Consider the following 25,344-nt stretch of genomic DNA (forward strand, 5'->3'; position numbering starts at 1 on the left):
TCCGGTATGTAATTTTTATTTTTACAACCGTAGGTTCATCCAAATGAACTCATAAATATTGTCCTTATCTTAATAGATGTTTAAAAATTGTCTAGTCTGTAAATATATGAAATTTAACAATTTATTTAGAGTAAAAACTCTAAAATAGTATCTTAATCCATTAATTATTTTAGTTATAGAATGAACAAAAAAATGAAAAAAGCCTCTATTTCCAGAGGCTTGTTGAATGGTTTAAAATTTATACAGCTGAAAGTGCTTGGTCTAAATCGGCAATTAAGTCATCAATATGTTCAATTCCAAGGGAAAGACGAACCATATCTTCGCTCACACCGGCAGATTTAAGTTCTTGCTCATTGAGCTGACGGTGAGTTGTAGTTGCAGGGTGGCAAGCCAAACTTTTCGCATCACCAATATTCACAAGACGAGTAAATAGCTGAAGTGCATCGATGAAACGAGTACCTCCTTCACGTCCATCTTGCACACCGAAAGATAAAATTGCAGAAGGTTTACCTTTTACATATTTTTGCGCAAGCTGGTGCTGCGGATGATCTTTTAAACCTGCGTAGTTAACCCACTTTACTTTCGGATGAGTTTGTAAATATTCCGCAATTTTTTGCGCATTTTCAGTATGACGCTCCATGCGGAGGTTTAGAGTTTCTAAACCTTGTAAAATTAAGAAAACACTCAGCGGGCTAATCGCCGCGCCTGTATTCCGTAAAGGTACAACGCGAGCTCGTGCAATATAAGCAGCTTCACCTAATGCTTCGACATAATTAACCCCGTGATAACTTGGGTCAGGTGTATTCAAAACTTTAAAGCGCTCCGGATATTTACCCCAAGGGAATTTGCCGCTATCGATAATCGCGCCACCAATGCTATTACCGTGTCCACCAATATATTTGGTAAGAGAATGAATAACGATATCGGCGCCATATTGAAACGGTTTTAATAAGGCAGGGGTGGCAACCGTATTATCGACGATGACAGGTACGCCATATTCATGTGCAATTTTTGAAATTGCTTCTAAATCGATAATATTTCCGAGTGGGTTACCAATCGACTCAACAAAAACAAGTTTAGTTTTATCATCAATTAAATTACGTAAGTTTTCAGGCTGTTGATAATCAAAAAAGCGAACTTCAATACCTTGTTTTGGTAAGGTGTGGGCAAATAAATTATAAGTTCCGCCATATAAAGTTGAGACGGAGGCAATGTTGTCTCCTGCTTCTGTAATCGTTTGGACAGCATAGGTAATCGCTGCCATTCCAGAAGCCAAGGCTAAAGCGCCAATTCCACCTTCAAGTGCAGCAAGACGTTGCTCAAGCACAGACGTGGTCGGGTTCATAATGCGAGTATAAATATTGCCCTGAACTTTTAAATCGAAAAGGTCGGCACCGTGCTGTGTATTATCAAATGCATATGAAGTGGTTTGATAAATAGGGACCGCAACCGCTTTTGTTGTGGCTTCGGGTGAGTAGCCAGCATGAATTGCTAAGGTTTCATCTTTATAAGTCATGATTACTTCATCTTCGTGAGTTAAATATTGAGCGAGTCTAGCTTAAAAGTTAAATAGAAAATTGCAGAAATTCTGGTTTGTTTTCTAATTTTAGGAATAAAGATAGAAAAATATACGCTGAAACGTTGTATAAATCTTATCCATAAACATTTTGCAACTTATTGAAAAAGAAAATTGTTTGATAAATCCGTACGATGGAAATCATAACTTCAAGTTATTGGGGTTTTCAGCGTATAATACGCGCGATTATTTATCGCTTATGCGATGTATTGGTTTTTCAATTGAGGAGTCCTGCGTGGCCCAATATATTTATACGATGAACCGAGTGTCTAAGATGGTTCCGCCAAAGCGCGAAATCTTAAAAGACATCTCTTTATCATTTTTCCCGGGTGCCAAAATTGGTGTACTCGGTTTGAACGGTGCAGGTAAATCTACCTTGCTTCGTATTATGGCTGGCGTAGATAAAGATTTCTCTGGTGAAGCTCGTGCACAGCCTGGAATTAAAATCGGCTATTTAGAGCAAGAGCCGCCACTTGATCCGACTAAAGATGTTCGTGGTAACGTTGAAGATGGCGTGCGTGAAGCTTTAGATGCATTAGAGCGCCTTGATCAGGTTTTTGCAGAGTATGCAGACCCGGATGCTGATTTTGATGCACTTGCGAAAGAGCAGGAAAAATTAGAATCAATTATCCATGCTTGGGATGCGCACAACCTAAACAACCAGCTTGAAATCGCGGCAGATGCCTTGAACCTTCCAGCTTGGGATGCAGACGTAACTAAGCTTTCAGGTGGTGAACGCCGCCGTGTAGCACTTTGCCGTTTATTGCTTTCTAAACCGGACATGTTGCTTCTTGACGAACCGACGAACCATTTGGATGCAGAGTCTGTATCTTGGTTAGAACGCTTCTTGAAAGATTTCCCGGGCACAATCGTTGCAATTACGCATGACCGTTATTTCTTAGATAACGTGGCCGAGTGGATCTTGGAGCTTGACCGTGGACACGGTATTCCTTACCAAGGTAACTACTCTTCTTGGTTGGAACAGAAAAATGCTCGTTTAGAACAAGAGCAGAAACAAGAAGAATCTTTTGCTAAAGCATTGAAAAAAGAACTTGAATGGGTTCGTTCAAATGCGAAAGGTCAGCAAAAGAAAAACAAAGCGCGTATGGAGCGTTTTGAAGAACTTAACTCTAAAGAATTCCAGCAACGTAATGAAACGTCTGAAATCTACATTCCACCTGGCCCTCGTTTGGGTAATAAAGTTGTGGAAGTGGAAGGTATCAGCAAATCATTTGACGGCCGTGTATTGTACGAAAACTTATCGTTTACTGTACCTCCAACAGCAATTGTAGGTATTGTTGGTCCAAACGGTGCGGGTAAAACGACTTTATTCCGTATGATGACTGGCGAACAGCAACCTGATACAGGTACTGTGACTTTAGGTGAGTCAGTTAAAGTGGCTTACGTAGGTCAGATTCGTGACACTTTAGACAATAACAAAACTGTTTGGGAAGAAGTGTCTGGTGGTTTAGATATCTTGAAAGTGGGCGATTATGAAATTGCTTCACGTGCTTATATCGGCCGCTTTAACTTCAAAGGTCAAGATCAGCAAAAACGCGTAGGCGAATTGTCTGGTGGTGAGCGTAACCGTTTACAACTTGCGAAAATTTTACAGCAAGGCGCAAACGTTATCTTACTGGATGAGCCATCAAACGACTTGGATATTGAAACTTTACGTGCGCTTGAGGATGCAATTCTTGTGTTCCCAGGTACAGTAATGGTGGTATCGCATGACCGTTGGTTCCTTGACCGTATCGCGACACACATCTTGTCATTTGAAAATGAACAGCCAGAATTCTACACAGGTAACTATGCAGAATACGAAGCATATCGACAGTCACGTTTAGGTGAAGATGCTGTTCAAAAACGTACGAAATACAAAAAAATTAGCGGATAATTTTTGCTAATTTAAAAAAACCAGCCTACGGGCTGGTTTTTTTATTTATGAAAAAGCTAATTTACTAAAGGCTTCCTGTAAGCAGCGATCTGCATCAGGATGTCCCTGACTTGCGGCTTTTTGTAGCCATTTCTCAGCCTCACTATAATTTTTATCTAGTCCAAATTGTCCATTTAGATAACCAATACCTAGTTTAAATGAAGCATCTGGGCTACCACGTAAAGCTGCGCGTAAATAGCACCACATGGCATTTCGGTCATTAGGAGTTATATCTAACCAATTTTGCATACGTTCATGATCTTGCTCGGCTAACTCTTCAAAGCGTAAACCTTGTTCAATCTCATCAACTGCTTGCGAATGCATATCAGCGGTTAAGTTTTCAAAAGCAAACAAGTGATTAAGCCCATGCTTGATTGATTTCATATTCATGATAGTTCTCCCTTGTTCCTCAATTTGATTGAATTGACTCACACTTTTAAGCTAGTCCCTTATATTGAAACATTATGTTTTTTTTTGTAAATATAATATAGCGCATTTGGATGAAAACAGATGAGGTTTTAGCTTACATAAAAGTTACATCTGTTTTTACGTATAGTGGAATTAGTATAAGAATAGAGTATTCCCAGTTAAATCAAGAAATCTTTAAAACTAGAAAATAGTTTTTTATTTAATATAAGAAAATTTATAAATATCAAACAAAAGAAATTTTCTTAAACAAAAACCAGCCTATGGGCTGGTTTTTGTTTAAGAGTGAATGAATTTATTTATTAAAATCACCATGCAAATCTGACCAGATTAATGATGGGGCTACTGTAATTACGTCAAAGGTCATTGCTAGAGGATACAAAGCCATGCGTGTTACACGTTTAAACGGATGTTTCTTGGTTATTTCATCTTTTTGTTGTAGAGCGACTGGGTAGGGAGTTGGGAGCTGCTGTTGAATCTTTTGATTATCTGCTTTTTGATAAATCTTTCCTTTAAAGCGGATTATGGTGAAAGGGTAGAAAACTTGTTTTTGATTTTCCATCACCATAAATTGATTTTTAAAACCTAATGTATTTAAAAGTTCTTTTTGTTTCTCATCTATTTGATAAGTTGGAATATTATAACGAATCGTTATTTCACCATGAAAATGAGTAGAATCATCCATCTCAAGTACAAGGGGTGATGGTGTCTTTAAGGTTCTCTGTTCTGCTGGAATACTTTTGATAATATTTAAAAGGTTTGAGCTACCGTCAGTCATTAAATAGTTATAGTCTTTCCCCACAAATACAAAACCTTGTTCTTGGTCATTTTTAACTGTTTGACCTAAGGCAATAATTTGATCATTTTTTAAAACAGTAGTTTTAATTTCAGTTGTTTCATTTGGTAAAGCGGTGGACAATAGATTCGTTGCGCAGCCTGTTAAGCTAAGGCAAATGGTTAATATCGACATAGAAAAAAGCTTGTACATAATGATTACTCAAAAAGAAATTATTTTTGTCTCGTATAACGTGAGATAAGTTCTAAATTAAAAAACGGAGATTTATGAATCGAGGTTTTGTAATTTTATTACATGCCTAGAGCCTGTTATAGTGCCTTTGTTCAACTTTTTAGTTTAATGGTGTGCTTTTGCCACGTTCCGCAATTTTTATGCCCGTCTTGTTTAGTTTGCTCATATTCCAGAGTTTATGGAATGTAGCTGCTGCATTTTGCGCGCATGAAAATCAGGAAAAAGCATTGCATCATTTCGGGCATCACGCAGCTTTAGATGTGTATCAACCTTCACATCAAGCTCATACTGAACAGAAAGATGCCGGAAATACCTCTCATAAAGCACCTTTAAATTTGCAAGATCATCATGATCATTTGCCTTCATGTTTTCATGTGGTGATGACTGAAGTTGCAAAGCAAGCTGAAACACCTGTAGTGCATGTACATGAGCTTTCGCAAATTTATCACTGGTCTAATTCTTACCAGTCGCCCCATCTTACTGCTTTAAAACCTCCTCCTGTTTTAACCCCGCTATAGGTGGGGTAGCCAAAACAAGCCCACCGCATCTCTTATTTATTGCGGGGCAAAAACATGTCTTCTATTTTTTCAACTCGAGTGGGTTCTACTTCTCACTTAGAGAGTAACGTTAAGATAACGTTAAAAAAGGTTTTAACAATCTCAAGCCTATCTGTTGCCATGCTATTGGCTGGACAAGTAACGATGGCTCAGTCTGAGACTCAACAAGAACGTTATATTCAAAAAGCAGCGTTTACTTTTGACCAAGCCTTAGAGCAGGTACAAAAATATCAAAGTCAGCAAGGTGTTTGGCAAGCACAGCAGCAAATGGCTGAGGCCAATTTAAAACAAAGTCGTTTATGGACCAACCCAAGTCTTTCCATTGAACAAACTGGCTTCCAAAGTGATCAAGAAAAAGAACTTGCGATTGGTATTTCTCAGCCTTTAGATATTTTTGGACAACGTAAGGCTGCGCAAAACTTAGCAAAAGTGGAAATATCAAAAATTGATTTGGCTGAGCAGCGTTATCAAGCTGAACTTGGATTAATCGTTAAATATTTCTGGTCACAAGTGGCTTTGCTTGAGCTTGAAAAATCTCTTATTGCAGAGCAGTTAGAAGTCAGCCAAGAAAATTTGTTGGCATCGGAAAAGCGTTATCAAGCAGGAAGTATTGCGCAAGTTGATGTAGACCGAGTGCGGATGTCTCACTTGGAAAATCAGCGTTTATACCAACAAGTTGATTTAAAACTTCAAGTTGCGAAACAACAATTGGTGAACTTATGGGGAGGTGGTTCAAGTCAGTTTCAGCTATTCCAAAGTCCAAATCAGTTATGGGCATTGGCAGCGAATCTAGAACCAAGCCAAGATGCGCAAAATAATTTATTAGAGCGCTCGTTCCAGCTAGATGCTCTTGCGCAGCAAGCCAATATTCAACAGCTTAAAGCAAAAGCAAGACCGCAACCTACTGTAACTTTGGGTGTTAATAACACTCGTTCTCCGGAACAGAGTACAGATAACCAAATTCGTTTAGGTGTGGAAATTCCTTTAAATCTTTTTAATCGCCAGCAATACGGAATCAAGATTGCTCAGGCCAAACAAGAGCTATCTCAACGTCAGCAAACCTTTTATCGACAGCAAAATCAGGTTGATATTGAAACCCTAATGTCAGAGTTAAAAGGCTTACATATTCAGTTTAAACAACTGAATGATCAGCAAGTTCCTCTTGCCATTCAAGTTCAGCAAAAAACATTGCAAGGTTTCCGTTTGGGTAAGTTCGCCGTTACCGATGTTCAGCAAGCGACCATGCAATTGCAAGAGGTGCGCTTACGTAAAGTCGAGCTATTAAAACAAGCTTGGCAAAATTCAATTGAAATTCAAAGTTTGCGTTTTGGGTTAGAACCAGAAAAAATCATGGCGAAAGATGCCTTAATGCAACTCAATCAACGTGCTTGGCAACAAAGTCAAACATTCTCAACTCAGGCAGGAGAATAATAATGTCTACAAATTTAAAGAAAAATTCTCAATGGCTTTGGGTAGGGGTAATTGCTGCAATCACTGCAATATTAATTGGTTTACTGGTTTTAAATTCAAAAAATAAATCTAATTCTTCGGAAGCATCAGAAGGCCACGGACATGCTGAAGAAGAGGGTGAAGAACACCATGAAGAAGGTGAAAAACCACTGCTACTCACTGCTCAGCAAATGCAGGAACAAAATTTAAAAATTGAACAAGCTGAACTAGGTGAAGTGCCCCAACTTCAAACTTATCCAGCAAAACTGGTGGTGAATACTGACCGACAAGCCCATGTCTCGCCAAGTTTTAGTGGTCGTGTCGAAGCGGTATATGTTGAATTGGGGCAACAGGTTAAGAAAGGTCAGGCACTTGCAAGCTTATTGGTTCCAGATTTGGTCGATCAACAAGCAAATTTGCAAATTGCACAGTCTAATCTTGATTTAGCGCGTCAGGACTATGAACGTGAACGTAGCTTATGGTCTCAAGGAATTTCTGCTAAACAAGATTATCAACGAGCTTATAACGCCTATAAACAAGCGCAAATTCAAGTGAAAGCAGCTCGTTCGCGCTTAAGTGCTTTCGGGGCGGGTCCAGGCTCAGGAGGACGCTACACCTTAACCGCACCAATTGCTGGTATGGTCAGTAATAAAGATATTGTGGTGGGTGAAAACGTACAGCTAGCAGACCAGCTTTTTATTATTAATCAGCTTGATCAGTTGTGGTTGGAGTTTATTTTACCAAGTACCGCAAATCTGAATTTACAGCCAAATCAGCAGATTGAATTTAAATCTTTACAAACTGGAAATGTATTTAACGCTCAGGTTCAAAGTTTAATAACAGAGGCCGATGCTCAAACGGGACGTTTACAAGTGCGTGCCAAGGTCTTGGCAAATAGTAGTGAATTGCGTCCAAACTTGATGGTTAATGTTGAGCTGAATTCTTCAGGCACAACGCAAAAAGTGACCCGTGTAAAAGCTCAGGCGATTCAACAAGTCGAAGGTAAAGACGTTATCTTTACCCCAAAAATGGTGAAAACAGGCTTTGAATTTGAACCTGTCACTGTGCAGTTGGGGCAACGTTCTAAAGATGGTCAGTGGGTCGAAGTTGTAAAAGGTATTAATCCAAGCCAGCGCTATGTGGCAGAAGGCAGCTTCTTGCTGAAATCCGAACTGGAAAAGGGAGAGGCGGAGCATGGACATTAATAAACCTGAGCTACCTAAACCAGAAGGGTTGTTTGATAGAGTTATTCAGTTTGCTATTCAAAATGCCATTTGGGTTATGTTATTTGTACTGACTTGGATTGGAGTCGGGATCTGGAGTTATCAAAAGCTTCCTATTGATGCGGTTCCAGATATTACTAATACGCAAGTCCAGATTAATACTCAAGCCAATGGATATACCGCTTTAGAGGTTGAACAGCGGATTACCTATCCTATTGAAAATGCGATGGCTGGAATTCCTAATCTGGAACAAACCCGCTCTATTTCACGTTATGGGCTTTCCCAAGTCACCATCATTTTTAAAGATGGAACCGATATTTATTGGGCAAGACAACTGATTAACCAACGTTTACAAGAGGCGGACGGGCAACTGCCTGAATCAGTCGATCCAGTCATGTCTCCTGTTTCTACAGGTTTAGGTGAAATTTACCAATGGGTGGTAAAAGCAAAATCAGGTGCTAAGAAAACAGATGGAACGGCCTATACAGCGATGGATTTGCGTGAAATTCAGGACTGGATTGTACGTCCTCAATTGCAACGTGTGAAAGGCGTTGCGGAAATCAACAGTATCGGTGGCTACAATAAAACCTATATTGTGTCACCTGATTTAAAACGTTTGCAGCAGCTTCAAATTTCAATCAATGAATTTCAAACTGCTCTGCAAGAAAATAATGAAAATCGCGGTGCAGGTTTTATCGAAGAAAACGGAGAGCAACTTACTGTTCGTGTACCAGGCATGTTAAGTAGTGTCGAAGATATTCAAAACATTACTGTGAGCACCAAAAATGGGTTACCCATTCGCGTGGCAGATGTGGCGAATGTCTCTATTGGGCATGATTTAAGAACAGGGGCCGCAACTTACAACGGTGAGGAAACGGTTCTTGGCATTGCCATGATGATGATGGGAGAAAATAGCCGTACCGTTGCTCAGGCGGTTGATACCAAAATTAAGGAAATTCAGCCTACATTACCTAAAGGTGTGGAAATCGAAACGGTTTATGACCGAACAAGTTTAGTAAACAAAGCAATTGCAACCGTACAGAAGAACCTTGTTGAAGGTGCAATTCTGGTTATTGTGATTTTGTTTATTTTTCTAGGAAATTTTCGAGCTGCTTTAATCACAGCCTGCGTTATTCCACTTTCGATGTTATTTACCCTGACAGGTATGGCTGAGCAAAACATTAGTGCCAATCTAATGAGCCTAGGCGCGCTCGATTTCGGGATTATTGTAGATGGTGCAGTCGTTATTGTAGAAAACTGTATTCGACGTCTAGCAGAAGCACAGCATGCTTTACATCGCCCCCTTACACGAGCTGAGCGATTTAAAGAAGTATTCCTTGCAGCAAAACAGGCCCGTCGACCTCTTATTTTTGGGCAAATGATTATTTTGGTGGTCTATTTACCTATTTTTGCTTTATCTGGTGTTGAAGCCAAAATGTTCCATCCAATGGCAATGACTGTGGTGATGGCATTATTGGGTGCCATGATTCTTTCTGTGACATTTGTACCTGCCGCAGTTGCTCTTTTTGTTACGGGTGAAGTGAAAGAAAAAGAAACACGTTGGATGTTGCTTTTAAAGCAGAAATATCAAAATATTCTCGATCAGGCTTATCAGCTTAAGATAGTGGTTGTTAGTTTTGCATTAAGTATTTTAGTGCTCACAGGCGTGTTAGCTATCCAAATGGGTAGTGAATTTGCTCCACAACTCAGCGAAGGTGATTTTGCCTTACAGCAAATGCGTTCACCGAGTACTGGGCTCGAGCAATCACTGCGAATGCAGGAAAATACTGAAAAACTCATTTTGAAAAACTTTCCCGAGGTAAAAGCTGTTTTTGCTCGGACAGGAACGGCTGAGGTTGCAACTGATGTGATGCCGCCTAATATCTCTGATGCGGTCATTTTACTTAAACCGCATGATCAATGGCCAAACCCGAAAGAGACGCTAAGTGAGTTACGTTCACGTATGGAAGCTTTCTTGGCAACCTTACCGGGTAATAACAGTGAGTTCTCTCAACCGATTGAGCTACGCTTTAATGAGCTAATTTCAGGGATTCGGAGTGATATTGGCGTCAAGATTTTTGGTGATGATATGCAAGTACTTAATGAGCAGGCTCAAGCACTCGCTCAGAAAGTACAAAAAATTTCAGGCGCTACCGCGGTTAAGGTAGAACAAACGAGCGGTTTACCAGTGCTGAGTGTTGAAATTAACCGACCTCTGGCCGCACAGTACGGAATATCTGCAAAAGCTATTCAAGATATTGTGGCGGCAAGTGTTGGTGGACAAAATGTTGGGCAGATTTTACAAGGCGATAGACGATTTGATTTTGAAATTCGTTTAGAAGATCAGCAGCGTACCATCCAAAACTTAGCTCAACTTCCGATTCAATTGCCAAATGGTGGACTGATCCAGCTTCAAGATGTCGCTAAAGTTGAGCGTACCTCAGGCCTAAATCAGGTGGGACGTGAAAATGGTAAGCGCCGTGTCATTATTACTGCAAACGTAGAAGGCCGTGACTTAGGGTCATTTGTTCAAGAGTTAAGGACAACGCTCGCAAAAGAACAACTGCCAGCGGGCTATTGGTTGGAATATGGAGGTCAGTTTGAAAATCTCGCTTCAGCTGCTGCGCGAATGAAAATTGTTGTTCCATTGGCGCTTGCTATGATTTTTATTCTGCTCATGGCTGTATTCCATAATGTTAAAGAAAGTCTATTGGTCTTTAGCGGCGTGCCGTTTGCTTTGTCAGGTGGTCTGATTGCGCTTTGGCTAAGAGATATTCCGCTGTCCATGTCTGCTGGTGTTGGGTTTATTGCCTTATCAGGTGTTGCTGTTTTGAATGGTCTGGTGATGCTGAGCTTTATTAAAGAGCTTAGAGAAAAATTTGATATCCAAACAGCCACGTGGAATGGGGCGATCTTACGTTTAAGACCTATACTCATGACGGCTTGCGTGGCTTCACTTGGTTTTATTCCAATGGCTTTGGCAACGGGAACTGGCGCAGAAGTTCAGCGGCCTTTGGCAACAGTTGTTATTGGTGGCATTATTTCATCTACGATATTAACTTTGGTTTTATTACCGGTCATTTATCGATGGATGAATGAAGACAAGATGAAAAGTGTTGAGCATTCATAATGTCATCGATTTGAGATATCTTTTTTGATTACAAAATTTAAGTCGAAAAAGTGTTTGTAAGAGTTAAAGGTAAAGGTGTCTTCATCGTTACTTTTAACTCATCATAAAGATAAATAAAAAGGAGTCCGCAAAATGGGTGGACATCATGGTCATGATCATAGTCATGCTGTAGTAACTGAAGGTAATGCTAAAAAATTAACGATTGCCTTAGCACTTACCACGACATTTTTAATTGTTGAGGTGATTGCTGGTTTAATCACACAAAGTCTGGCGTTGCTCTCTGACGCTGCGCATATGTTTACAGATGCAGCTGCTTTAGCCATTGCTTTGGTTGCCATACAAATTTCCAAACGTCCTGCTGATAATAAACGCACTTTCGGTTATCAGCGTTTTGAAATTCTGGCTGCTTTATTTAATGCACTCATGCTTTTTGTGGTGGCAATTTATATTTTATATGAAGCCTATATCCGCTTCTCTAAGCCACCTGAAATTCAAAGTATGGGAATGCTCATTGTGGCGACCATTGGTTTGGTGATTAATCTCATCTCAATGAAAATTCTCATGTCGAGTGCCAATAGCAGTCTAAATGTGAAAGGTGCTTATTTAGAAGTATTGAGTGATGCACTAGGCTCAGTAGGGGTAATTATTGGGGCACTCATCATTTACTTCACCAACTGGTACTGGGTCGATACGATTATTGCGGTATTGATTGGCTTTTGGGTATTACCAAGAACATGGGTTTTACTGAAGCAAAGTATTAATATTTTACTCGAAGGTGTGCCAGAAGAGGTCGATATTGAGAAGCTACGTGCAGATTTACTTTCTTTAAATGGTGTGGAAAGTATTCACCAACTTAAAGTCTGGGCGATTACTTCTAAAAATATCCATTTAACGGTGCACTTATTTGCGCCTGAAGCTGACCGTAACAAGCTCTATCAAGATGCGGTTGAAATGCTTTCTCATGAACATGGTATTGGTGAAGTGACATTACAAATTGAAGATGATGCCGAGATCAATTGCCAGCATATTAATCAACATGCTTCACATGAACATGCTGACGAAAAACACTCACATCAGCATTAAACTGATGTGAGTAACCCGTTAGATTTCCCACTCATGATTGCAGTCACGGCATTTCCAGTGCTTTTGTGACTGCATAAATGCTTGCATAGATAATTTGAAATCAGGCAAATCACGCCAGAACATAAAACCTGCCCCTACAGCTACAACAAAAGCAACTACCGTTGCGATTTGAAGAGAACTACCTGCACCATTGCCAAAAATCCACATAAAAATGCTAATCACTACTAAGAGCAAAAGCACAAAAATTGCAGGAATCAAGATAACCAGACTTTTAGGAACGACAGGTTTCGCGCTGTTAACGCCTTGGCTCACAGGCATAATTTTAACACTTTGACATTTAGGGCAACGATATTGCATGAGAACTCCACATTTAGTTTGAATCTATTCTAACGGAAATGTGCAGAAAGAAAAAAATTTGTAAGATATCGATGAGATGCTTTGAGTTAGCATAAAAATTACTTATGAATAAACAAAGAAATATAAAAAACTGACGATTTATCCGTACACATAAAAATTAAAATAATATTGTAGAGCATGCTAATCTACAGAAAAATGAAGTGTGATTAGCACGATAAATGAGCTTAAATACTCGTAAATAGGATGTGGAATAAATATAAAAAGGAGAGAGGGACTTGGGTCAACAAGATGACAATAAGTCGCAGCCTACAACGACAGCATCGGTTTTAGCTACCCCAGATACCGCGAAACCGTCATTATCTCGTCGATTACTGCATAAGACATTGCAACATGCCCAAGATGCAGTTGGGTTTGCGAGTGACACAACACGTAATATCGCCGGGGTTGCTGACGCGGCTTTGGATGCACTTGATCAAGTCACTACTCAGACGAGACGTGGCGTTGTGGGCATGACAAATCTGGCAGCAGGTACTGTAAGAGACATGGTGTCTGAAACCAGTGAAACAGCACGCCAAGTCGCGTTGATTATGGCGCGGACTTTTTTGGGGAAAAGTACCTTAACGTTGTACTTACCTGAAATGTTATTAAATAATCAAATCCGAAAGCGCATTGACCGCTCTGAAATTGATGATATTAAAATCAAGTGTGGTAATGATAATTTCCAAGTCGAGATCGATGGGCATTACCATCGTTTCATGTATCGTTTGAGTTTAGATTTTAAAGTATTGGAATGTCGTATTGGGCAGGAAAAATTCTTGCGTCTACGTCAAATGGATGAGAGTCTCGATGTCCAGATTCGACATGGGGGAACCTTATCCAATTGGGCGGTACGCCGTATTGGTCGAGTGGGTTTTGAAGTCGTAAATATGTTGCCTATTCCATCACTTATTAATCACTTGATTGGCGATATTCCTGGAATCCAACGCGATGGTCACCGGATGTGGTTTATTGACTTAGAGCAAGCGGGATTTATTGACTTTATTAATAACCGCTCATGGATGGTTGAAAAGCTTTTAAGTTTGACTGATTTTAGTATTTTACCGGGCTTGAATATTTTAAGAGAAAGTCGGGAGCTTGTGCAGCAGCTGGTAGATCAGTTTGAAATTAGAGGACTTCGAGTACAGTCGGGTCGTCTTGAAGTACAAGTAGGAATTGCAGGCTAATAGAGCATATAAAAAGCTAATTATTGATTAGCTTTTTATTTTTAAGATAAGAAAAAAGCCACTGACGTTATGCAGTGGCTTTTTAGAATTTGGCGTCCCTACGGGGATTCGAACCCCGGTTACCGCCGTGAAAGGGCGATGTCCTAGGCCTCTAGACGATAGGGACTTATATGAGGCATACATCTGAAAAATATTGGCGTCCCTACGGGGATTCGAACCCCGGTTACCGCCGTGAAAGGGCGATGTCCTAGGCCTCTAGACGATAGGGACGTTTCAGAGGTGGGCGTATATTAGGTCGATTTAATAAAAGTGTCAAATAGTTTTCTGAAGAAATATTAAAAAAAACAGTCAAGCGATTAAAAATAACTCAAATTGTAGAAAATATATACATTTAGCCTTCATTTTTCTGAAAAGGCTCAATAATTGCCTTTATAACCGAGGGGTGTTGTAGATACCCTAAAATCTCGTGGGGTTGGTTAGCGAAAGTATAAATTTTCTGATTAATAATAGGAGGCTCAAAATTAAATGGAGCCTCACATAATGGAAATGCGGTCAAAAAATCATCTTGAGAGTAAAAGTTAAACCAATCACCATAGATACAGGATGGTCTAGAAATTGGACTGGCCAGCTTGCTTTGAATGACGCGGAAAGATAAAGGGGAAGCTAGCGTTATAAATCGTTTAATCGAAAACTGATAAGTAGGATTCGAAAGAAGGTTAAAAGCAATAACTGAGCCGAGAGAGTGAGCAACGATAATATAATCTTCGTCTTCTCGCATTTTTTTTAAAATCCGCTCATTCACTTCCTGCATAAACTCAGGATTAGACAAATACATATACGTTTCAATCAGAAATTGCTGAATCAAACTTTCATGCAATTTAGGGAAGTTATTTAAAAGAACAACTAACTCTTTGAGTACGCGGTCTTTTACAAGCTGAGAAGTGAGATAAAGTCGTTCCGAAAAGCTTTTTTCAGATGGGTCTGTTGCTGGAGGTAATAAGGGAACAAATGGGGTGTGTTCTTTAGCTGGGGGATTGTTGTGATGGAAGTGAATCGGTAAATAATTATTTAAAAATGATTTAGGTAATAACGTATTAAGGTCTAATTGGTTGCTTAATTGGTACTTGGTCATTAAGTCGCCATAAAATGGCATATGAATATGAAGATCGCGGACATTAATTTTGCAAGGCATTTGTTTTAGGCCAAGCTTAAATACTTTTAACCAATGCTCTTTCAAGCGATGTGCTGTGTAATTTTGTTGATTCATCCCGTGGATAAATATAATTTTCATTCTATACAAGATTTTGTTTTTAATATAAATTTCAATCTACAACGGTATCTTGTCGAAAACCAGTATGTAGGCAAAAAAAAGTGTAGCTTTTTGCTACACTTTAACTTCACAACAATAAGTTTAGGCCTTAGTACGATAAAAAATAAAATAACTGACATAACATAGAGCTGTAAAAATAAGACAGCCTACAAAACCAGCACGCATTTCAGGGTCTGCTGCCATACTTAAACAAGTAATGAAACAGAAAACAAAACCTAAAATTGGCACAATAGGGAATAGAGGGGCAGCATATTGTAAATCTTTAACTGTATGACCTGATCGATACCATTGGCGACGGAAATTGAACTGACTTAAACAAATACTCATCCATACAATGACCATGGTAAAAGCTGCTACACCAAGCAGATTCTTAAAAATAGTCTCAGGTGCAAATTGCTCTGATAATAAACCTGGAATTGCACCGAACATCGTTACCACTAGAGCTACGATCGGTGTTCCACTTTTTGACAAAGTTGCAAACACACTAGGTAGCAATTTTTGTTCTGACAGAGACCACATCATACGTGAAGCTGCATATAGGCCAGAATTGGCTGCTGAAAGCAGAGCTGTGATAATTACAAACCTAATAATGTCATCCGCATATGGAATGCCAATATAATTAAATACAGTAACGAAAGGACTGCTACTTACGCCGTCACCGCCTAAGCCAGCAAGTTGGAAAGGAAGTAAGGCACTAATAACAATGATGGTACCTACAAAGAAAATAAGTAGGCGCCAGATTGCAGCATTAATCGCTTTTGGAACATTTTGAGCTGGGTCTTTTGTTTCACCTGCTGCTACACCAATTAATTCGGTTCCTGAGAAAGCAAAGTTAACAATTAACATGGTTGTAAAAATAGGAATTAAACCATGAGGGAACCAGCCTTGAGCTGTTAGATTGCTAAATAGGGGGGCAGTTTGGGAACCATGGAATGGAATTAAACCAAAAATTGCTAATAAGCCAAGCACAATAAAGGCAATGACGGTAACGACTTTAACAAGAGCCAGCCAAAACTCAGATTCAGCAAAAATACGCGTTGAACTAATATTTAAGCCAAAAATAGTAACCGCAAAAATAATTGTCCAAATCCACATTGAAATCTGCGGGAACCATTCTTGCATGAGTAGAGCAGCGGCTGTGAATTCGGTTCCAAGCGTTGCCGTCCAAGTTAGCCAGTACATCCAAGAAATCATATAGCCCGTACTTGGACTAATATATTTTTTGGCATATGCACCGAAAGAACCTGAAACAGGCATGTGTACAGCGAGTTCTCCTAGGCAAAGCATGACCATGTAAGCGATCGCGCCACCAAGAATATAGGCAATAATTGCGCCAATAGCTCCAGTTTGTGAAATGACTTCCCCTGAACCTAAAAATAGACCAGTTCCGATCGCTCCGCCCAGTGATAACATCACAAGATGGCGAGTACTCATGGCTCTTTTTAAAGGTGCAGTACTGTTCTGATGCTGATGAGCATCTAGTTGATTGTCAGATGGCTGCATATTACACATTGAGAGAATTAAGAAAGACGCTATTTTAGATAAAATAGACAAATGTGCAATCTAGAAAGAGATAAAGAATAAACAGTAAGGTGACGATAGAGTCTTTTTATAATTTTTAAAGCAGAATATGGCGTCCCTACGGGGATTCGAACCCCGGTTACCGCCGTGAAAGGGCGATGTCCTAGGCCTCTAGACGATAGGGACTTGATGAGGCAAACACAAAGGAGCGTGGTGGAGTCAAGCGGGATCGAACCGCTGACCTCTACAATGCCATTGTAGCGCTCTACCAACTGAGCTATGACCCCAGTTTGTGTGAGCGCAATCTTAGGGTGAATGCGCTCACACGTCAACAAAAAAATGAATTAAACTTCGCTAGTTGCGTCATTTTTCGGCAATTTTAAGCTCTCATTGAGTTTTTCCCAATTTTTAACTTCTTTCTTGCTCGGTCCGCCCACAATTTCTAAGGCATGACGTAAACGAGCAAAAGTTAAATCAGGCCCAAGGGTCACCATCGACTGCATCACCGGTGTTGAGCTCGTTGAACCGGCAATTGCGATGAAGAACGCTGGCATAAAATCACGTAATTTAATGCCCATCTGATTCGCAAGATCCATTAGGGTTTGGCTAACGGTGTCATTATTCCAAGTAAATTGACCTTCAAGACGCCAAATTGCAAATTGCAAACTTTGACGAACTTGCTCTTGAGTCAATTTTTTACTTTCAAACATTTCCGCTGTGATTTGTGGCATATGGTTAAAATAGAAACCAGCCCAATTCACAGCTTCTGAAAGTAAATTAATACGTGGTTGAATAGCGGCAGCAATGTCTTCTAAAGTGCTGCGATCACTTTTCCATGTTAATAAGCGGTCTAGTAATTGACCTGGAGTTAACCCTTTGATCCATTGACCGTTAAGCCAGTTCAATTTTTCAACGTCAAAAATTGGTCCACCTAGTGATACACGCTGAATGTCAAAGTTATCCATCATGTCTTGTAATGTGAAAACTTCTCTTTCATCTGGCATTGACCAACCCATACGGCCTAAATAATTTAACAAGGCTTCTGGTAATACACCGATATCGCGGTAGTAGTTAATTGATGTTGGGTTTTTACGTTTAGATAGTTTTGATTTATCTGGGTTGCGCAACAATGGCATGTGGCAAAGTGTTGGCATTTCCCAACCAAAATATTGGTAAAGCAATTGATGCTTCGGTGCAGATGGAAGCCATTCTTCTCCACGCAATACATGAGTGATTTCCATTAAATGGTCATCAACAACGTTAGCTAAATGGTAAGTTGGTAAGCCATCTGTTTTAAGAAGGACTTGCATATCGACTTGTGCCCAAGGAATTTCAACCTCGCCACGGAGCAAGTCATTAAATTTACAAACACCCTCTTCAGGCACTTTCATACGAATGACATGAGGTTCACCCGCTTCAAGACGTCGAGTCACTTCTTCTTGAGAAAGTTTTAAACCGCGGCCGTCATATTTTGGTGTTTCGCCACGTGCTTGTTGTTCAGCACGCATTTGGTCAAGTTCTTCTGCTGTTGCGAAACAGTAAAAAGCATGACCTTTTTCAACAAGTTCTAATGCGTATTGCTTATAAATTCCCATACGTTCAGATTGGCGATATGGTGCATGCGGACCACCTACATCTGGACCTTCAGACCAGTTCAAACCTAACCAACGTAATGAATCCAAAATCATTTTTTCAGACTCTGGTGTAGAACGAAGTTGGTCTGTATCTTCAATCCTTAAAATAAATTCTCCACCATGTTGTTTTGCAAAACACATGTTAAATAAAGCAATGTAGGCTGTGCCGACATGAGGAAAACCAGTAGGGGAAGGTGCAATACGAGTACGAACTTTCATAGATAAAGGGTCAAAATAAAAATTGAAACTATTATAACGAAAAAGCCCAGTATTCTGACGTTTTATTTAACGTCAGTCTGGGCTAAAACTGAAACGTAGAGGGGGTGTTTCAGATTTTAAGAAGCATGCGGCTGAAAGATTGCCTGAACAAAACGTGAAAAACGTTCATGTTGTGCAGCAAGAAAATTTTGAGTTGGTGTAACGCGAATCGTATTTAGAACCTTAAGTTCATCATTTGTAGAAGGTAATACAATAGGATTACGTTTCTGCTGATCTAAAGCTTTTTCAATAAGCGAAGTTTGCTTATCTGATCCAGTTTTGTTTGGAGTATCTTTAAGTACTGCTGCTGCAGAAAATTGTGATGCAAAACCTAGCACCAAACTTAAGCTTAACGCTTTTCCATAATGAATTTTCATTATTAATCATCCCCTCTGTTCATTACATTTCATCTTTTTTTTGAGTTTAACAAAATGTAAAATTACGGTAATGCTACGATTTAAACATAAATCTTAATAAAAAAGTGGAACTGTGTCACACTTTTTACAAAATTTAGCTATATTTTAATCTGGTCGATGCAAATGTAGACCATATGTATCCTTTACGCTTCATTATTTAACAAATTAATGTGTAGATAAAGTGAATGCCCTCATTAAGTTGTAAGAATAATTACAAAATTTTTCAAAAATGAAATAACTTAGTGATCTTAATCTATATCTTTTAAAGAGATTAATAAAAAATATATTAATATAAGTAATTGATTGTAAATTATAAAATTAAAAATATAGTAAAACTAAAACCAATGATGGATTTTGTAAATGAAAAAAATATCAATAATGGCTATTGCTATGTATATGGGAATGGCAGTAACAGCAGCTCAGGCAGCGACCTCTTTTTTAAATGTTTCTTATGATCCTACTCGTGAATTTTATCAAGAATATAATCAGGCTTTTGGTAAGTTTTGGAAGCAGCGCACAGGACAGGATGTTGAATTTAAACAATCACATGGTGGGTCAGGCAAACAGGCTCGTGCAGTAGCTACAGGACTGGAAGCTGATGTAGTAACGTTAGCATTAGCAAATGATATTGATGAGATTGTGAAAGCGGGTTTTATTCAGCCGAATTGGCAAAAAGAATTCCCAAATAATTCGGCACCTTATACTTCTACTGTTGTATTTCTAGTACGGAAAGGTAATCCAAAAAATATTCGTGATTGGAATGATTTAACAAAACCAGGTGTTGAAATTATCACCCCTAATCCTAAAACGGGGGGAGCACCTCGTTGGATTTATTTATCTGCGTGGGGATATGCTTTAAAACAGCCGGGTGGGAATGATGTGAAAGCTCGAGAGCTAGTTAAAAAACTTTATCACAATGTAAAAGTGCTTGATTCGGGAGCCCGTGGATCACTAACCACATTTGCTGAGCGTGGAATTGGTGATGTTTTATTGTCTTGGGAAAATGAAGCTTTATTGGCAACTAAAGGGCTAGATAAAGATAAATATGAAATTGTTTATCCATCAATTTCAATTTTAGCTGAACCATCTGTCGCGATTGTAGATAAAACCGTAGATAAAAATGGGAACCGAACTTTAGCAAAAGGCTATTTAAACTTTTTATATTCACCTTTAGGTCAAGAGCTGGCTGCTAAACATTATTTCCGACCGCGTAATGCTCAAGTGGCTGCGAAATATGCAGCGCAATTCCCAAAAATTAAATTATTTACTATTAATGATGTGTTCGGTGGTTGGGCTAAAGCACAGAAAACTCACTTTGCGAATGGCGCTATTTTTGATCAAATTTATGGTGGCAAACAGTAAATAGAATGTCTAAAAAACAGTAGTCCAAAAGAAAAGTTAAAAGCTAAATATGTATAAAGAAAGCAAGCAAACTTAAAAAAGTGAGCTTGCTTTCTTTTTTTGCTTAAAAAATGCTAATAAAACGGTTTTATCTATGAAAAATTAATATTTTCCTACAAAAAGCCGTTTGGTGTTGGACATAAACAAGGTGATAATGTGCAGTTACATTTTTACGCAATGATTTAACACCTATGTCGCATATTTCTGTCTTACTTTTTGAGACCGTTGAGAGCTTATTGGCAGATCGCACAACAGGGGTGTATATCGATGCAACCTTCGGACGAGGTGGGCATACACGTTTATTGCTCTCGAAACTTGATGAAAATGCACGAGTATATGCATTTGATAAAGACCCTCAAGCTTTGGAAGTTGCGGCTGCTTTGGCACAAGAAGACCCGAGATTTACTATTATTCATGCCAGTTTTGCTGATATTAAAGAAAAAATGCAGGAAATTGGTGTGATGAGTGTTGATGGCATTATGGCTGACTTAGGAGTGTCATCTCCTCAACTCGACCAAGCTGAACGTGGTTTCAGTTTTATGCAGGATGGTCCTCTAGACATGCGAATGGATAATTCTAAGGGGTTAACCGCAGCTGAGTGGTTACTTGAAATTGAAGAAGAACAATTAGCAAATATTATTTATCAATATGGCGAAGAACGTTATAGTCGACGTATTGCAAAAGCGATTAAACAAGCTGGAAAATTGGATACGACAGCCCAATTGGCAGAACTTGTTAAAACGGCTCATCCAAAATGGGAAAAACATAAGCATCCAGCAACACGTACATTTCAGGCAATTCGTATTGCTATTAATAAAGAACTAGATGATATTGAAGTATTTTTACCACAAGCTGTAGACTTGCTAAAACCAAAAGGACGTTTGTCTGTGATTAGCTTTCATTCTCTTGAAGATCGCTTGATCAAACAATTTATTCAAAAAGAATCGACTTTGGCAGAAGATTTTGGCTGGGGAATGCCACAGCAGCAGGTAGATACAAGAAGATTAAAGAAAATTTCACGGGTTCGTGCGAGTGAAGAAGAAGTAAAAGCGAACCCTCGTTCACGTAGTGCATGGCTTCGGGTTGCTGAACGCTTGGAACAAAAAGGCGCGTAATGAAAAGCAGTGATGAAATTGAAACCACCGAAAATAAAGTGGTGAAAAAAGTTGTGGTATACACCGTATTAGTGGCACTTGTTTTTATCAGTGCCATGATGGTCGTATTTCAAGTATTTGAATATCGTCATGATTATAGAGAGCTTAGCTCTTATATGCGTGAACGTGATGATCTCAATGCTGAATGGGGGCGTTTGCTTATTGAGCAACAAACCTTCGGTGCAACAGCACAGATTGGTACGCGTGCTGTAACCCAACTACGCATGTTTTCGCCACCTGCTGCAGAAACGGTGGTAATTTCTTTACCGATGACCTCAGAGCAAAATAAGTAAGGCCTTGCTGTATGGTAGATAAGCGAACAAAGCAAACACGGAAAAAACAGCAGTCTATTTCGGAAAAACCAACTCTTGCCTTTGACATGTGGCGGTTTTATCTGCTCTGGGCAACAGTACTGCTCTGTTTTGTTGTATTAATTGCACGTGCTTTTTATGTACAAGTCATTAATAAAGACTTTTTACAAAACAAGGCCAATGCCAATATTTTGCGTACGGAACGTCTTGAGGCAATGCGTGGGGTGATTAGCGACCGCCATGGCGTGCCTTTAGCGATCAGCACGCCTATTATGAAAATTGTAATGGATCCGCGTGATTACTTTGATACCAAGCATTTATATGACGAAATTACGGCAGAATTAAAGAAAGATCCGAATAATCGTAAGTTAAAACGACAATTACCAGATAAAAACCTGAATCTTGATGAATTGGCGGATGTGGTTGGCCTAGACCGTGCAGATCTTAAAAAACAGATGAATGCGCGTCCACGTTCTCGTTATTTAGTTTTGAAAAAAGAAGTACCACCACAACAGGCAGACCTGATTACAAAGGGTAACTTCCAAGGCGTTTATGCTGAGAAAACATATAAACGTTATTATCCTCAACCGCAGCCAAATGCTCAGATTATTGGTTTAACCAATAGTGAAGGCCAAGGGATTGAAGGCTTGGAAATGCAGTTGAATAAACAACTGTCTGGGGTAGATGGCGAACAAAAAATTATTCGTGATAAACGTGGTAATCGCTTAAAAGTTTCAGAGGTTATTCGTGAGGGTGAGCCAGGCGAAAACATCACTTTAAGTATCGACTCTCGTTTGCAATATATTATGTACCGTGAGTTGACTGCTGCTGGTGTTGCAAATAATGCCCGTTCGGCGACAGCAATTGCTGTAGATGTTAAAACAGGTGAAATTTTGGCCATGACCAGTTGGCCATCCTATAACCCGAATGATAAAAATGGCTTATCTAATAAAGATGCCATGCGTAACCGCGGTGCGATTGATATGTTCGAGCCGGGTTCTACCATGAAGCCTTTTACAATTTCTGCTGCACTCGAAACTGGACAATATACACCAAATACGATTGTCAACACCTCACCTGGTTCAATGCGTTTAGGTTGGCATACTATTCGTGATACGCATAACTATGGTGCTTTGACTGTTAGTGGCGTAATTATCAAGTCATCAAACGTAGGTTCGGCAAAAATTGCGTTGTCACTTCCTAAGGAAACATTACCAAGTTTCTTTAACCGTGCGGGCTTTGGTAAGCGTTCTGCTGTGAAGTTCCCAGGTGAAAGCTCTGGTTTAGTACTTCCCGTAAGCAAATTAAACTCTTCTCAAATTGGTACCATGGCTTATGGTTATGGTCTAAATGCAACTATTCTTCAGTTGGCGCAAGGCTATGCAATGCTTGCAAACCATGGGGTAAAAATGCCTCTAAGCTTGCATAAGCTCGATCAAGCACCTAAAGGTGAGCAAGTTCTTGCTCCAAAAATTGCTGATCAGGTCTTGCTTATGCTTGAGCAAGTAACGATGCCGGGTGGTACTGCTAAACAAGCTAATATCCCGGGATATCGCGTTGGTGGTAAAACAGGTACGGCTCATAAACTTCGTGCAGACCGTAAAGGTTATTCAAATAATGAATACCGTGCTTTATTTGCAGGTGTAGCTCCGATTAGCGATCCTCGTTTAGCAGTTATTGTCGTTGTTGAAAATCCACAAGGCCGTTATTACGGTGGTTTGGTTGCAGCTCCTGTTTTTGCACGCATTATGCAAGAATCATTGCGTTTAATGAATGTGCCGCTTGATAAGCCCCTTGATACTTCAGTAAATCCTATTCGCAGGTAAGCTATGTCTGTTTCTTTTCAAGAAATTAATCCAGTCGAGATTGATGCACACTGGTCTAAGCAGCCTTTTCATGGTTTTAGTTTAGACAGCCGTAAGGTTGAGTCAGGCCAGATCTTTATCGCTTTGACCAGTTATAGCCAACCTGAAAAAACGCGTACATTTGCTGAGTCGGCTTTAGGGAATGGTGCACTTGCCGTTATTAGCGAGACTGAGTTGGGCGTAGCAAATGAGTGGGTGTGCCCTGATGTGCGTCAACGTATGGGTGAGTGGCAAGAGCGTTATTTACAGCGTATAGATCCTGTGACGCCAACACGTATTATTGCCGTGACAGGTACAAATGGTAAAACCACAATTTCGCGTCTAGTAGCTGAATTAATTAGCTCACAACAACAGCGTTGTGCCGTGATGGGCACTACAGGCAATGGTATTTTGCCAGACTTAACGCCATCAACTCATACTACGCTTGATGCTTTACACCTACAAAATGCATTGCATGATTATGCAAAACAAGGTGCGGCTTTTGCTTCTTTAGAGGCAAGTTCACATGGTTTAGAGCAAGGCCGTTTAAATGGTTGTGCGATTGAAATTGCTGTTTATAGTAATTTGAGTCGTGATCATCTGGATTATCATGGCACTTTAGAGGCTTACGCAGAAGCAAAGGCTCTTTTATTCCGTTTTAATACTTTAAAAGTAGCTGTTATTAATTTAGATGATGAGCATGCTGCTCTCATGATCAATGCAGCAAAGCAAAATCCTGCTCAACCGAAAATTTTAACGTATTCACTTACTCAAAATACTGCTGATTATTATATTAATGACCTGAGTTACAGTTTAGCAGGAGCGGCATTTAATTTAGTGAACCCGCAAGGTTCTTTTGCTGTGCAAAGTCCATTGTTAGGGCATTTTAATGTCGAAAACTTAGTTGCAGCACTTATTGCTGCTGAGCAAGCAGGTTTTGATTTAAATGCACTAGTCGCTTTCGTTCCTCAACTGATTGGTGCACCAGGCAGAATGCAGGTCATTCGCGATGGTGATCGCTTATTTGTTGTTGATTATGCGCATACACCAGATGCATTAATTCAAGTACTTAAAACATTAAAACGCCATGTTTCGAATCAACTTTGGGCAGTCTTTGGATGTGGCGGAGACCGTGATCGCGGTAAGCGTCCACTCATGACTCAAGCAGCTTTAGACGGCGCAAACCCAATTATTTTGACTTCGGATAATCCAAGAACAGAAAACCCTGAACAAATTTTTGCTGACATGAAGCAAGGAATCGATTTTTCAGGGCACCGTATGCATGAAATTCATGACCGCCGTGAAGCTATCAAATTTGTTGCACAGCAGGCTCAGGCTGGTGACATCGTTGTGATTGCCGGTAAAGGACATGAAAATTATCAAGAAATTAATGGTGTGCGTCACTGGTTTGATGATGTTGTCGAAGTTCAATCTGCGATTGCTGCGCAACATCATACTGTAGACGCTGCTTACCCTGCACAATAGGAC

At 39.7% G+C, this 25,344-nt stretch carries 20 protein-coding genes and 4 tRNA genes; 12 read left to right on the forward strand and 12 right to left on the reverse strand.

Annotated elements, in window-relative coordinates; translation table 11 throughout:
• Window positions 1–238: 238 nt before the first annotated feature.
• Window positions 239–1,516 carry an O-acetylhomoserine aminocarboxypropyltransferase/cysteine synthase family protein gene (gene metY / locus SOI76_RS01460; protein WP_104079714.1) on the reverse strand — a complete coding sequence of 426 codons (1,278 nt, stop codon included), beginning with the start codon at window positions 1,514–1,516 and terminating at the stop codon, window positions 239–241.
• A gap of 295 nt (window positions 1,517–1,811) precedes the next feature.
• On the opposite strand from metY, the gene ettA reads away from it, so the two are divergent.
• Window positions 1,812–3,473 carry an energy-dependent translational throttle protein EttA gene (gene ettA, locus SOI76_RS01465; RefSeq protein WP_005067029.1) on the forward strand — a complete coding sequence of 554 codons (1,662 nt, stop codon included), beginning with the start codon at window positions 1,812–1,814 and terminating at the stop codon, window positions 3,471–3,473.
• A 45-nt stretch (window positions 3,474–3,518) separates the two neighbouring features.
• On the opposite strand, the gene SOI76_RS01470 is transcribed toward ettA, so the two are convergent.
• Together SOI76_RS01470 and SOI76_RS01475 are read right to left on the reverse strand one after the other, a co-directional pair.
• Window positions 3,519–3,902: a tetratricopeptide repeat protein gene (locus SOI76_RS01470; RefSeq protein ID WP_016142857.1), complete on the reverse strand. Its 384-nt coding sequence runs from the start codon at window positions 3,900–3,902 to the stop codon at window positions 3,519–3,521.
• 331 nt (window positions 3,903–4,233) lie between these two features.
• A complete protein-coding gene (locus SOI76_RS01475; RefSeq protein ID WP_104079715.1) occupies window positions 4,234–4,926 on the reverse strand; it encodes a hypothetical protein in 693 nt (230 codons plus the stop codon).
• A gap of 158 nt (window positions 4,927–5,084) precedes the next feature.
• On the opposite strand from SOI76_RS01475, the gene SOI76_RS01480 reads away from it, so the two are divergent.
• The 5 genes from SOI76_RS01480 (at window position 5,085) to SOI76_RS01500 (ending at window position 12,407) form a co-directional block, all read left to right on the forward strand.
• A complete protein-coding gene (locus tag SOI76_RS01480) occupies window positions 5,085–5,483 on the forward strand; it encodes a cation efflux protein, CzcI-like (RefSeq protein ID WP_205668419.1) in 399 nt (132 codons plus the stop codon).
• A gap of 54 nt (window positions 5,484–5,537) precedes the next feature.
• Window positions 5,538–6,953, forward strand: coding sequence for a TolC family protein (locus tag SOI76_RS01485; protein ID WP_104079717.1), 1,416 nt, complete (start codon window positions 5,538–5,540; stop codon window positions 6,951–6,953).
• A 2-nt stretch (window positions 6,954–6,955) separates the two neighbouring features.
• Window positions 6,956–8,176 (forward strand): efflux RND transporter periplasmic adaptor subunit, encoded by a 1,221-nt coding sequence (locus SOI76_RS01490; protein WP_104079718.1) that lies wholly within the window; start codon window positions 6,956–6,958, stop codon window positions 8,174–8,176.
• On the forward strand, window positions 8,166–11,324 hold the full coding sequence (locus SOI76_RS01495; RefSeq protein ID WP_104079719.1) for an efflux RND transporter permease subunit: 3,159 nt from the start codon (window positions 8,166–8,168) through the stop codon (window positions 11,322–11,324). Before SOI76_RS01490 ends, SOI76_RS01495 begins: the two co-directional genes overlap by 11 nt.
• Window positions 11,325–11,456: 132 nt before the next feature.
• Entirely contained in the window at window positions 11,457–12,407 is a 951-nt protein-coding gene (locus SOI76_RS01500) for a cation diffusion facilitator family transporter (protein WP_104079720.1), read from the forward strand.
• Window positions 12,408–12,425: 18 nt separating this feature from the next.
• On the opposite strand, the gene SOI76_RS01505 is transcribed toward SOI76_RS01500, so the two are convergent.
• A complete protein-coding gene (locus SOI76_RS01505; protein WP_104079721.1) occupies window positions 12,426–12,764 on the reverse strand; it encodes a hypothetical protein in 339 nt (112 codons plus the stop codon).
• 275 nt (window positions 12,765–13,039) lie between these two features.
• Between SOI76_RS01505 and SOI76_RS01510 the strand changes: the two genes are divergently transcribed.
• Window positions 13,040–13,987: a hypothetical protein gene (locus SOI76_RS01510; protein ID WP_104079722.1), complete on the forward strand. Its 948-nt coding sequence runs from the start codon at window positions 13,040–13,042 to the stop codon at window positions 13,985–13,987.
• Between the two features lie 90 nt (window positions 13,988–14,077).
• Here the strand turns inward: SOI76_RS01510 and SOI76_RS01515 are convergent.
• From SOI76_RS01515 to SOI76_RS01550, 8 genes are all read right to left on the reverse strand, one after another.
• Window positions 14,078–14,153, reverse strand: a tRNA-Glu gene (locus SOI76_RS01515).
• Between the two features lie 28 nt (window positions 14,154–14,181).
• Window positions 14,182–14,257, reverse strand: a tRNA-Glu gene (locus SOI76_RS01520).
• Window positions 14,258–14,378: 121 nt separating this feature from the next.
• Window positions 14,379–15,278, reverse strand: coding sequence for a hypothetical protein (locus SOI76_RS01525; protein WP_104079723.1), 900 nt, complete (start codon window positions 15,276–15,278; stop codon window positions 14,379–14,381).
• Between the two features lie 120 nt (window positions 15,279–15,398).
• Window positions 15,399–16,820, reverse strand: coding sequence for an amino acid permease (locus SOI76_RS01530; protein ID WP_104079724.1), 1,422 nt, complete (start codon window positions 16,818–16,820; stop codon window positions 15,399–15,401).
• A 128-nt stretch (window positions 16,821–16,948) separates the two neighbouring features.
• A tRNA-Glu gene (locus SOI76_RS01535) sits at window positions 16,949–17,024 on the reverse strand.
• Between the two features lie 25 nt (window positions 17,025–17,049).
• Window positions 17,050–17,125 (reverse strand) — tRNA-Ala (locus SOI76_RS01540).
• Between the two features lie 57 nt (window positions 17,126–17,182).
• On the reverse strand, window positions 17,183–18,691 hold the full coding sequence (gene gltX / locus SOI76_RS01545; RefSeq protein ID WP_017400508.1) for a glutamate--tRNA ligase: 1,509 nt from the start codon (window positions 18,689–18,691) through the stop codon (window positions 17,183–17,185).
• 116 nt (window positions 18,692–18,807) lie between these two features.
• Complete coding sequence (locus SOI76_RS01550; RefSeq protein WP_104079725.1) at window positions 18,808–19,107, reverse strand: hypothetical protein; 300 nt, start codon at window positions 19,105–19,107, stop codon at window positions 18,808–18,810.
• A 399-nt stretch (window positions 19,108–19,506) separates the two neighbouring features.
• Between SOI76_RS01550 and sbp the strand changes: the two genes are divergently transcribed.
• The 5 genes from sbp to murE all read left to right on the forward strand — a co-directional run bounded on the left by sbp (window position 19,507) and on the right by murE (window position 25,341).
• Window positions 19,507–20,508 carry a sulfate ABC transporter substrate-binding protein gene (gene sbp / locus SOI76_RS01555; RefSeq protein WP_104079726.1) on the forward strand — a complete coding sequence of 334 codons (1,002 nt, stop codon included), beginning with the start codon at window positions 19,507–19,509 and terminating at the stop codon, window positions 20,506–20,508.
• A gap of 230 nt (window positions 20,509–20,738) precedes the next feature.
• Complete coding sequence (gene rsmH / locus SOI76_RS01560; RefSeq protein WP_016143670.1) at window positions 20,739–21,662, forward strand: 16S rRNA (cytosine(1402)-N(4))-methyltransferase RsmH; 924 nt, start codon at window positions 20,739–20,741, stop codon at window positions 21,660–21,662.
• Complete coding sequence (gene ftsL, locus SOI76_RS01565; protein ID WP_016142872.1) at window positions 21,662–21,994, forward strand: cell division protein FtsL; 333 nt, start codon at window positions 21,662–21,664, stop codon at window positions 21,992–21,994. The genes rsmH and ftsL overlap by 1 nt, the downstream gene beginning before the upstream one ends.
• A gap of 11 nt (window positions 21,995–22,005) precedes the next feature.
• Complete coding sequence (gene ftsI / locus SOI76_RS01570) at window positions 22,006–23,838, forward strand: penicillin-binding protein PBP3 (protein ID WP_104079727.1); 1,833 nt, start codon at window positions 22,006–22,008, stop codon at window positions 23,836–23,838.
• A gap of 3 nt (window positions 23,839–23,841) precedes the next feature.
• Window positions 23,842–25,341: a UDP-N-acetylmuramoyl-L-alanyl-D-glutamate--2,6-diaminopimelate ligase gene (gene murE / locus SOI76_RS01575; RefSeq protein ID WP_104079728.1), complete on the forward strand. Its 1,500-nt coding sequence runs from the start codon at window positions 23,842–23,844 to the stop codon at window positions 25,339–25,341.
• The last annotated feature ends 3 nt before the right edge of the window (window positions 25,342–25,344 follow it).

It is taken from the genome of Acinetobacter pittii (assembly GCF_034064985.1).
Lineage (GTDB): Bacteria > Pseudomonadota > Gammaproteobacteria > Pseudomonadales > Moraxellaceae > Acinetobacter > Acinetobacter pittii_H.

Bases quoted from the DNA above. Each gene is read 5' to 3' on its own strand.
- metY (WP_104079714.1), bottom strand. From the start codon at position 1,516: ATGACTTATAAAGATGAAACCTTAGCAATTCATGCTGGCTACTCACCC.
- SOI76_RS01470 (WP_016142857.1), bottom strand. From the start codon at position 3,902: ATGAATATGAAATCAATCAAGCATGGGCTTAATCACTTGTTTGCTTTT.
- SOI76_RS01475 (WP_104079715.1), bottom strand. From the start codon at position 4,926: ATGTACAAGCTTTTTTCTATGTCGATATTAACCATTTGCCTTAGCTTA.
- SOI76_RS01485 (WP_104079717.1), top strand. From the start codon at position 5,538: ATGTCTTCTATTTTTTCAACTCGAGTGGGTTCTACTTCTCACTTAGAG.
- SOI76_RS01490 (WP_104079718.1), top strand. From the start codon at position 6,956: ATGTCTACAAATTTAAAGAAAAATTCTCAATGGCTTTGGGTAGGGGTA.
- SOI76_RS01495 (WP_104079719.1), top strand. From the start codon at position 8,166: ATGGACATTAATAAACCTGAGCTACCTAAACCAGAAGGGTTGTTTGAT.
- SOI76_RS01500 (WP_104079720.1), top strand. From the start codon at position 11,457: ATGGGTGGACATCATGGTCATGATCATAGTCATGCTGTAGTAACTGAA.
- SOI76_RS01505 (WP_104079721.1), bottom strand. From the start codon at position 12,764: ATGCAATATCGTTGCCCTAAATGTCAAAGTGTTAAAATTATGCCTGTG.
- SOI76_RS01525 (WP_104079723.1), bottom strand. From the start codon at position 15,278: ATGAAAATTATATTTATCCACGGGATGAATCAACAAAATTACACAGCA.
- SOI76_RS01530 (WP_104079724.1), bottom strand. From the start codon at position 16,820: ATGCAGCCATCTGACAATCAACTAGATGCTCATCAGCATCAGAACAGT.
- gltX (WP_017400508.1), bottom strand. From the start codon at position 18,691: ATGAAAGTTCGTACTCGTATTGCACCTTCCCCTACTGGTTTTCCTCAT.
- SOI76_RS01550 (WP_104079725.1), bottom strand. From the start codon at position 19,107: ATGAAAATTCATTATGGAAAAGCGTTAAGCTTAAGTTTGGTGCTAGGT.
- sbp (WP_104079726.1), top strand. From the start codon at position 19,507: ATGAAAAAAATATCAATAATGGCTATTGCTATGTATATGGGAATGGCA.
- rsmH (WP_016143670.1), top strand. From the start codon at position 20,739: ATGTCGCATATTTCTGTCTTACTTTTTGAGACCGTTGAGAGCTTATTG.
- ftsL (WP_016142872.1), top strand. From the start codon at position 21,662: ATGAAAAGCAGTGATGAAATTGAAACCACCGAAAATAAAGTGGTGAAA.
- ftsI (WP_104079727.1), top strand. From the start codon at position 22,006: ATGGTAGATAAGCGAACAAAGCAAACACGGAAAAAACAGCAGTCTATT.
- murE (WP_104079728.1), top strand. From the start codon at position 23,842: ATGTCTGTTTCTTTTCAAGAAATTAATCCAGTCGAGATTGATGCACAC.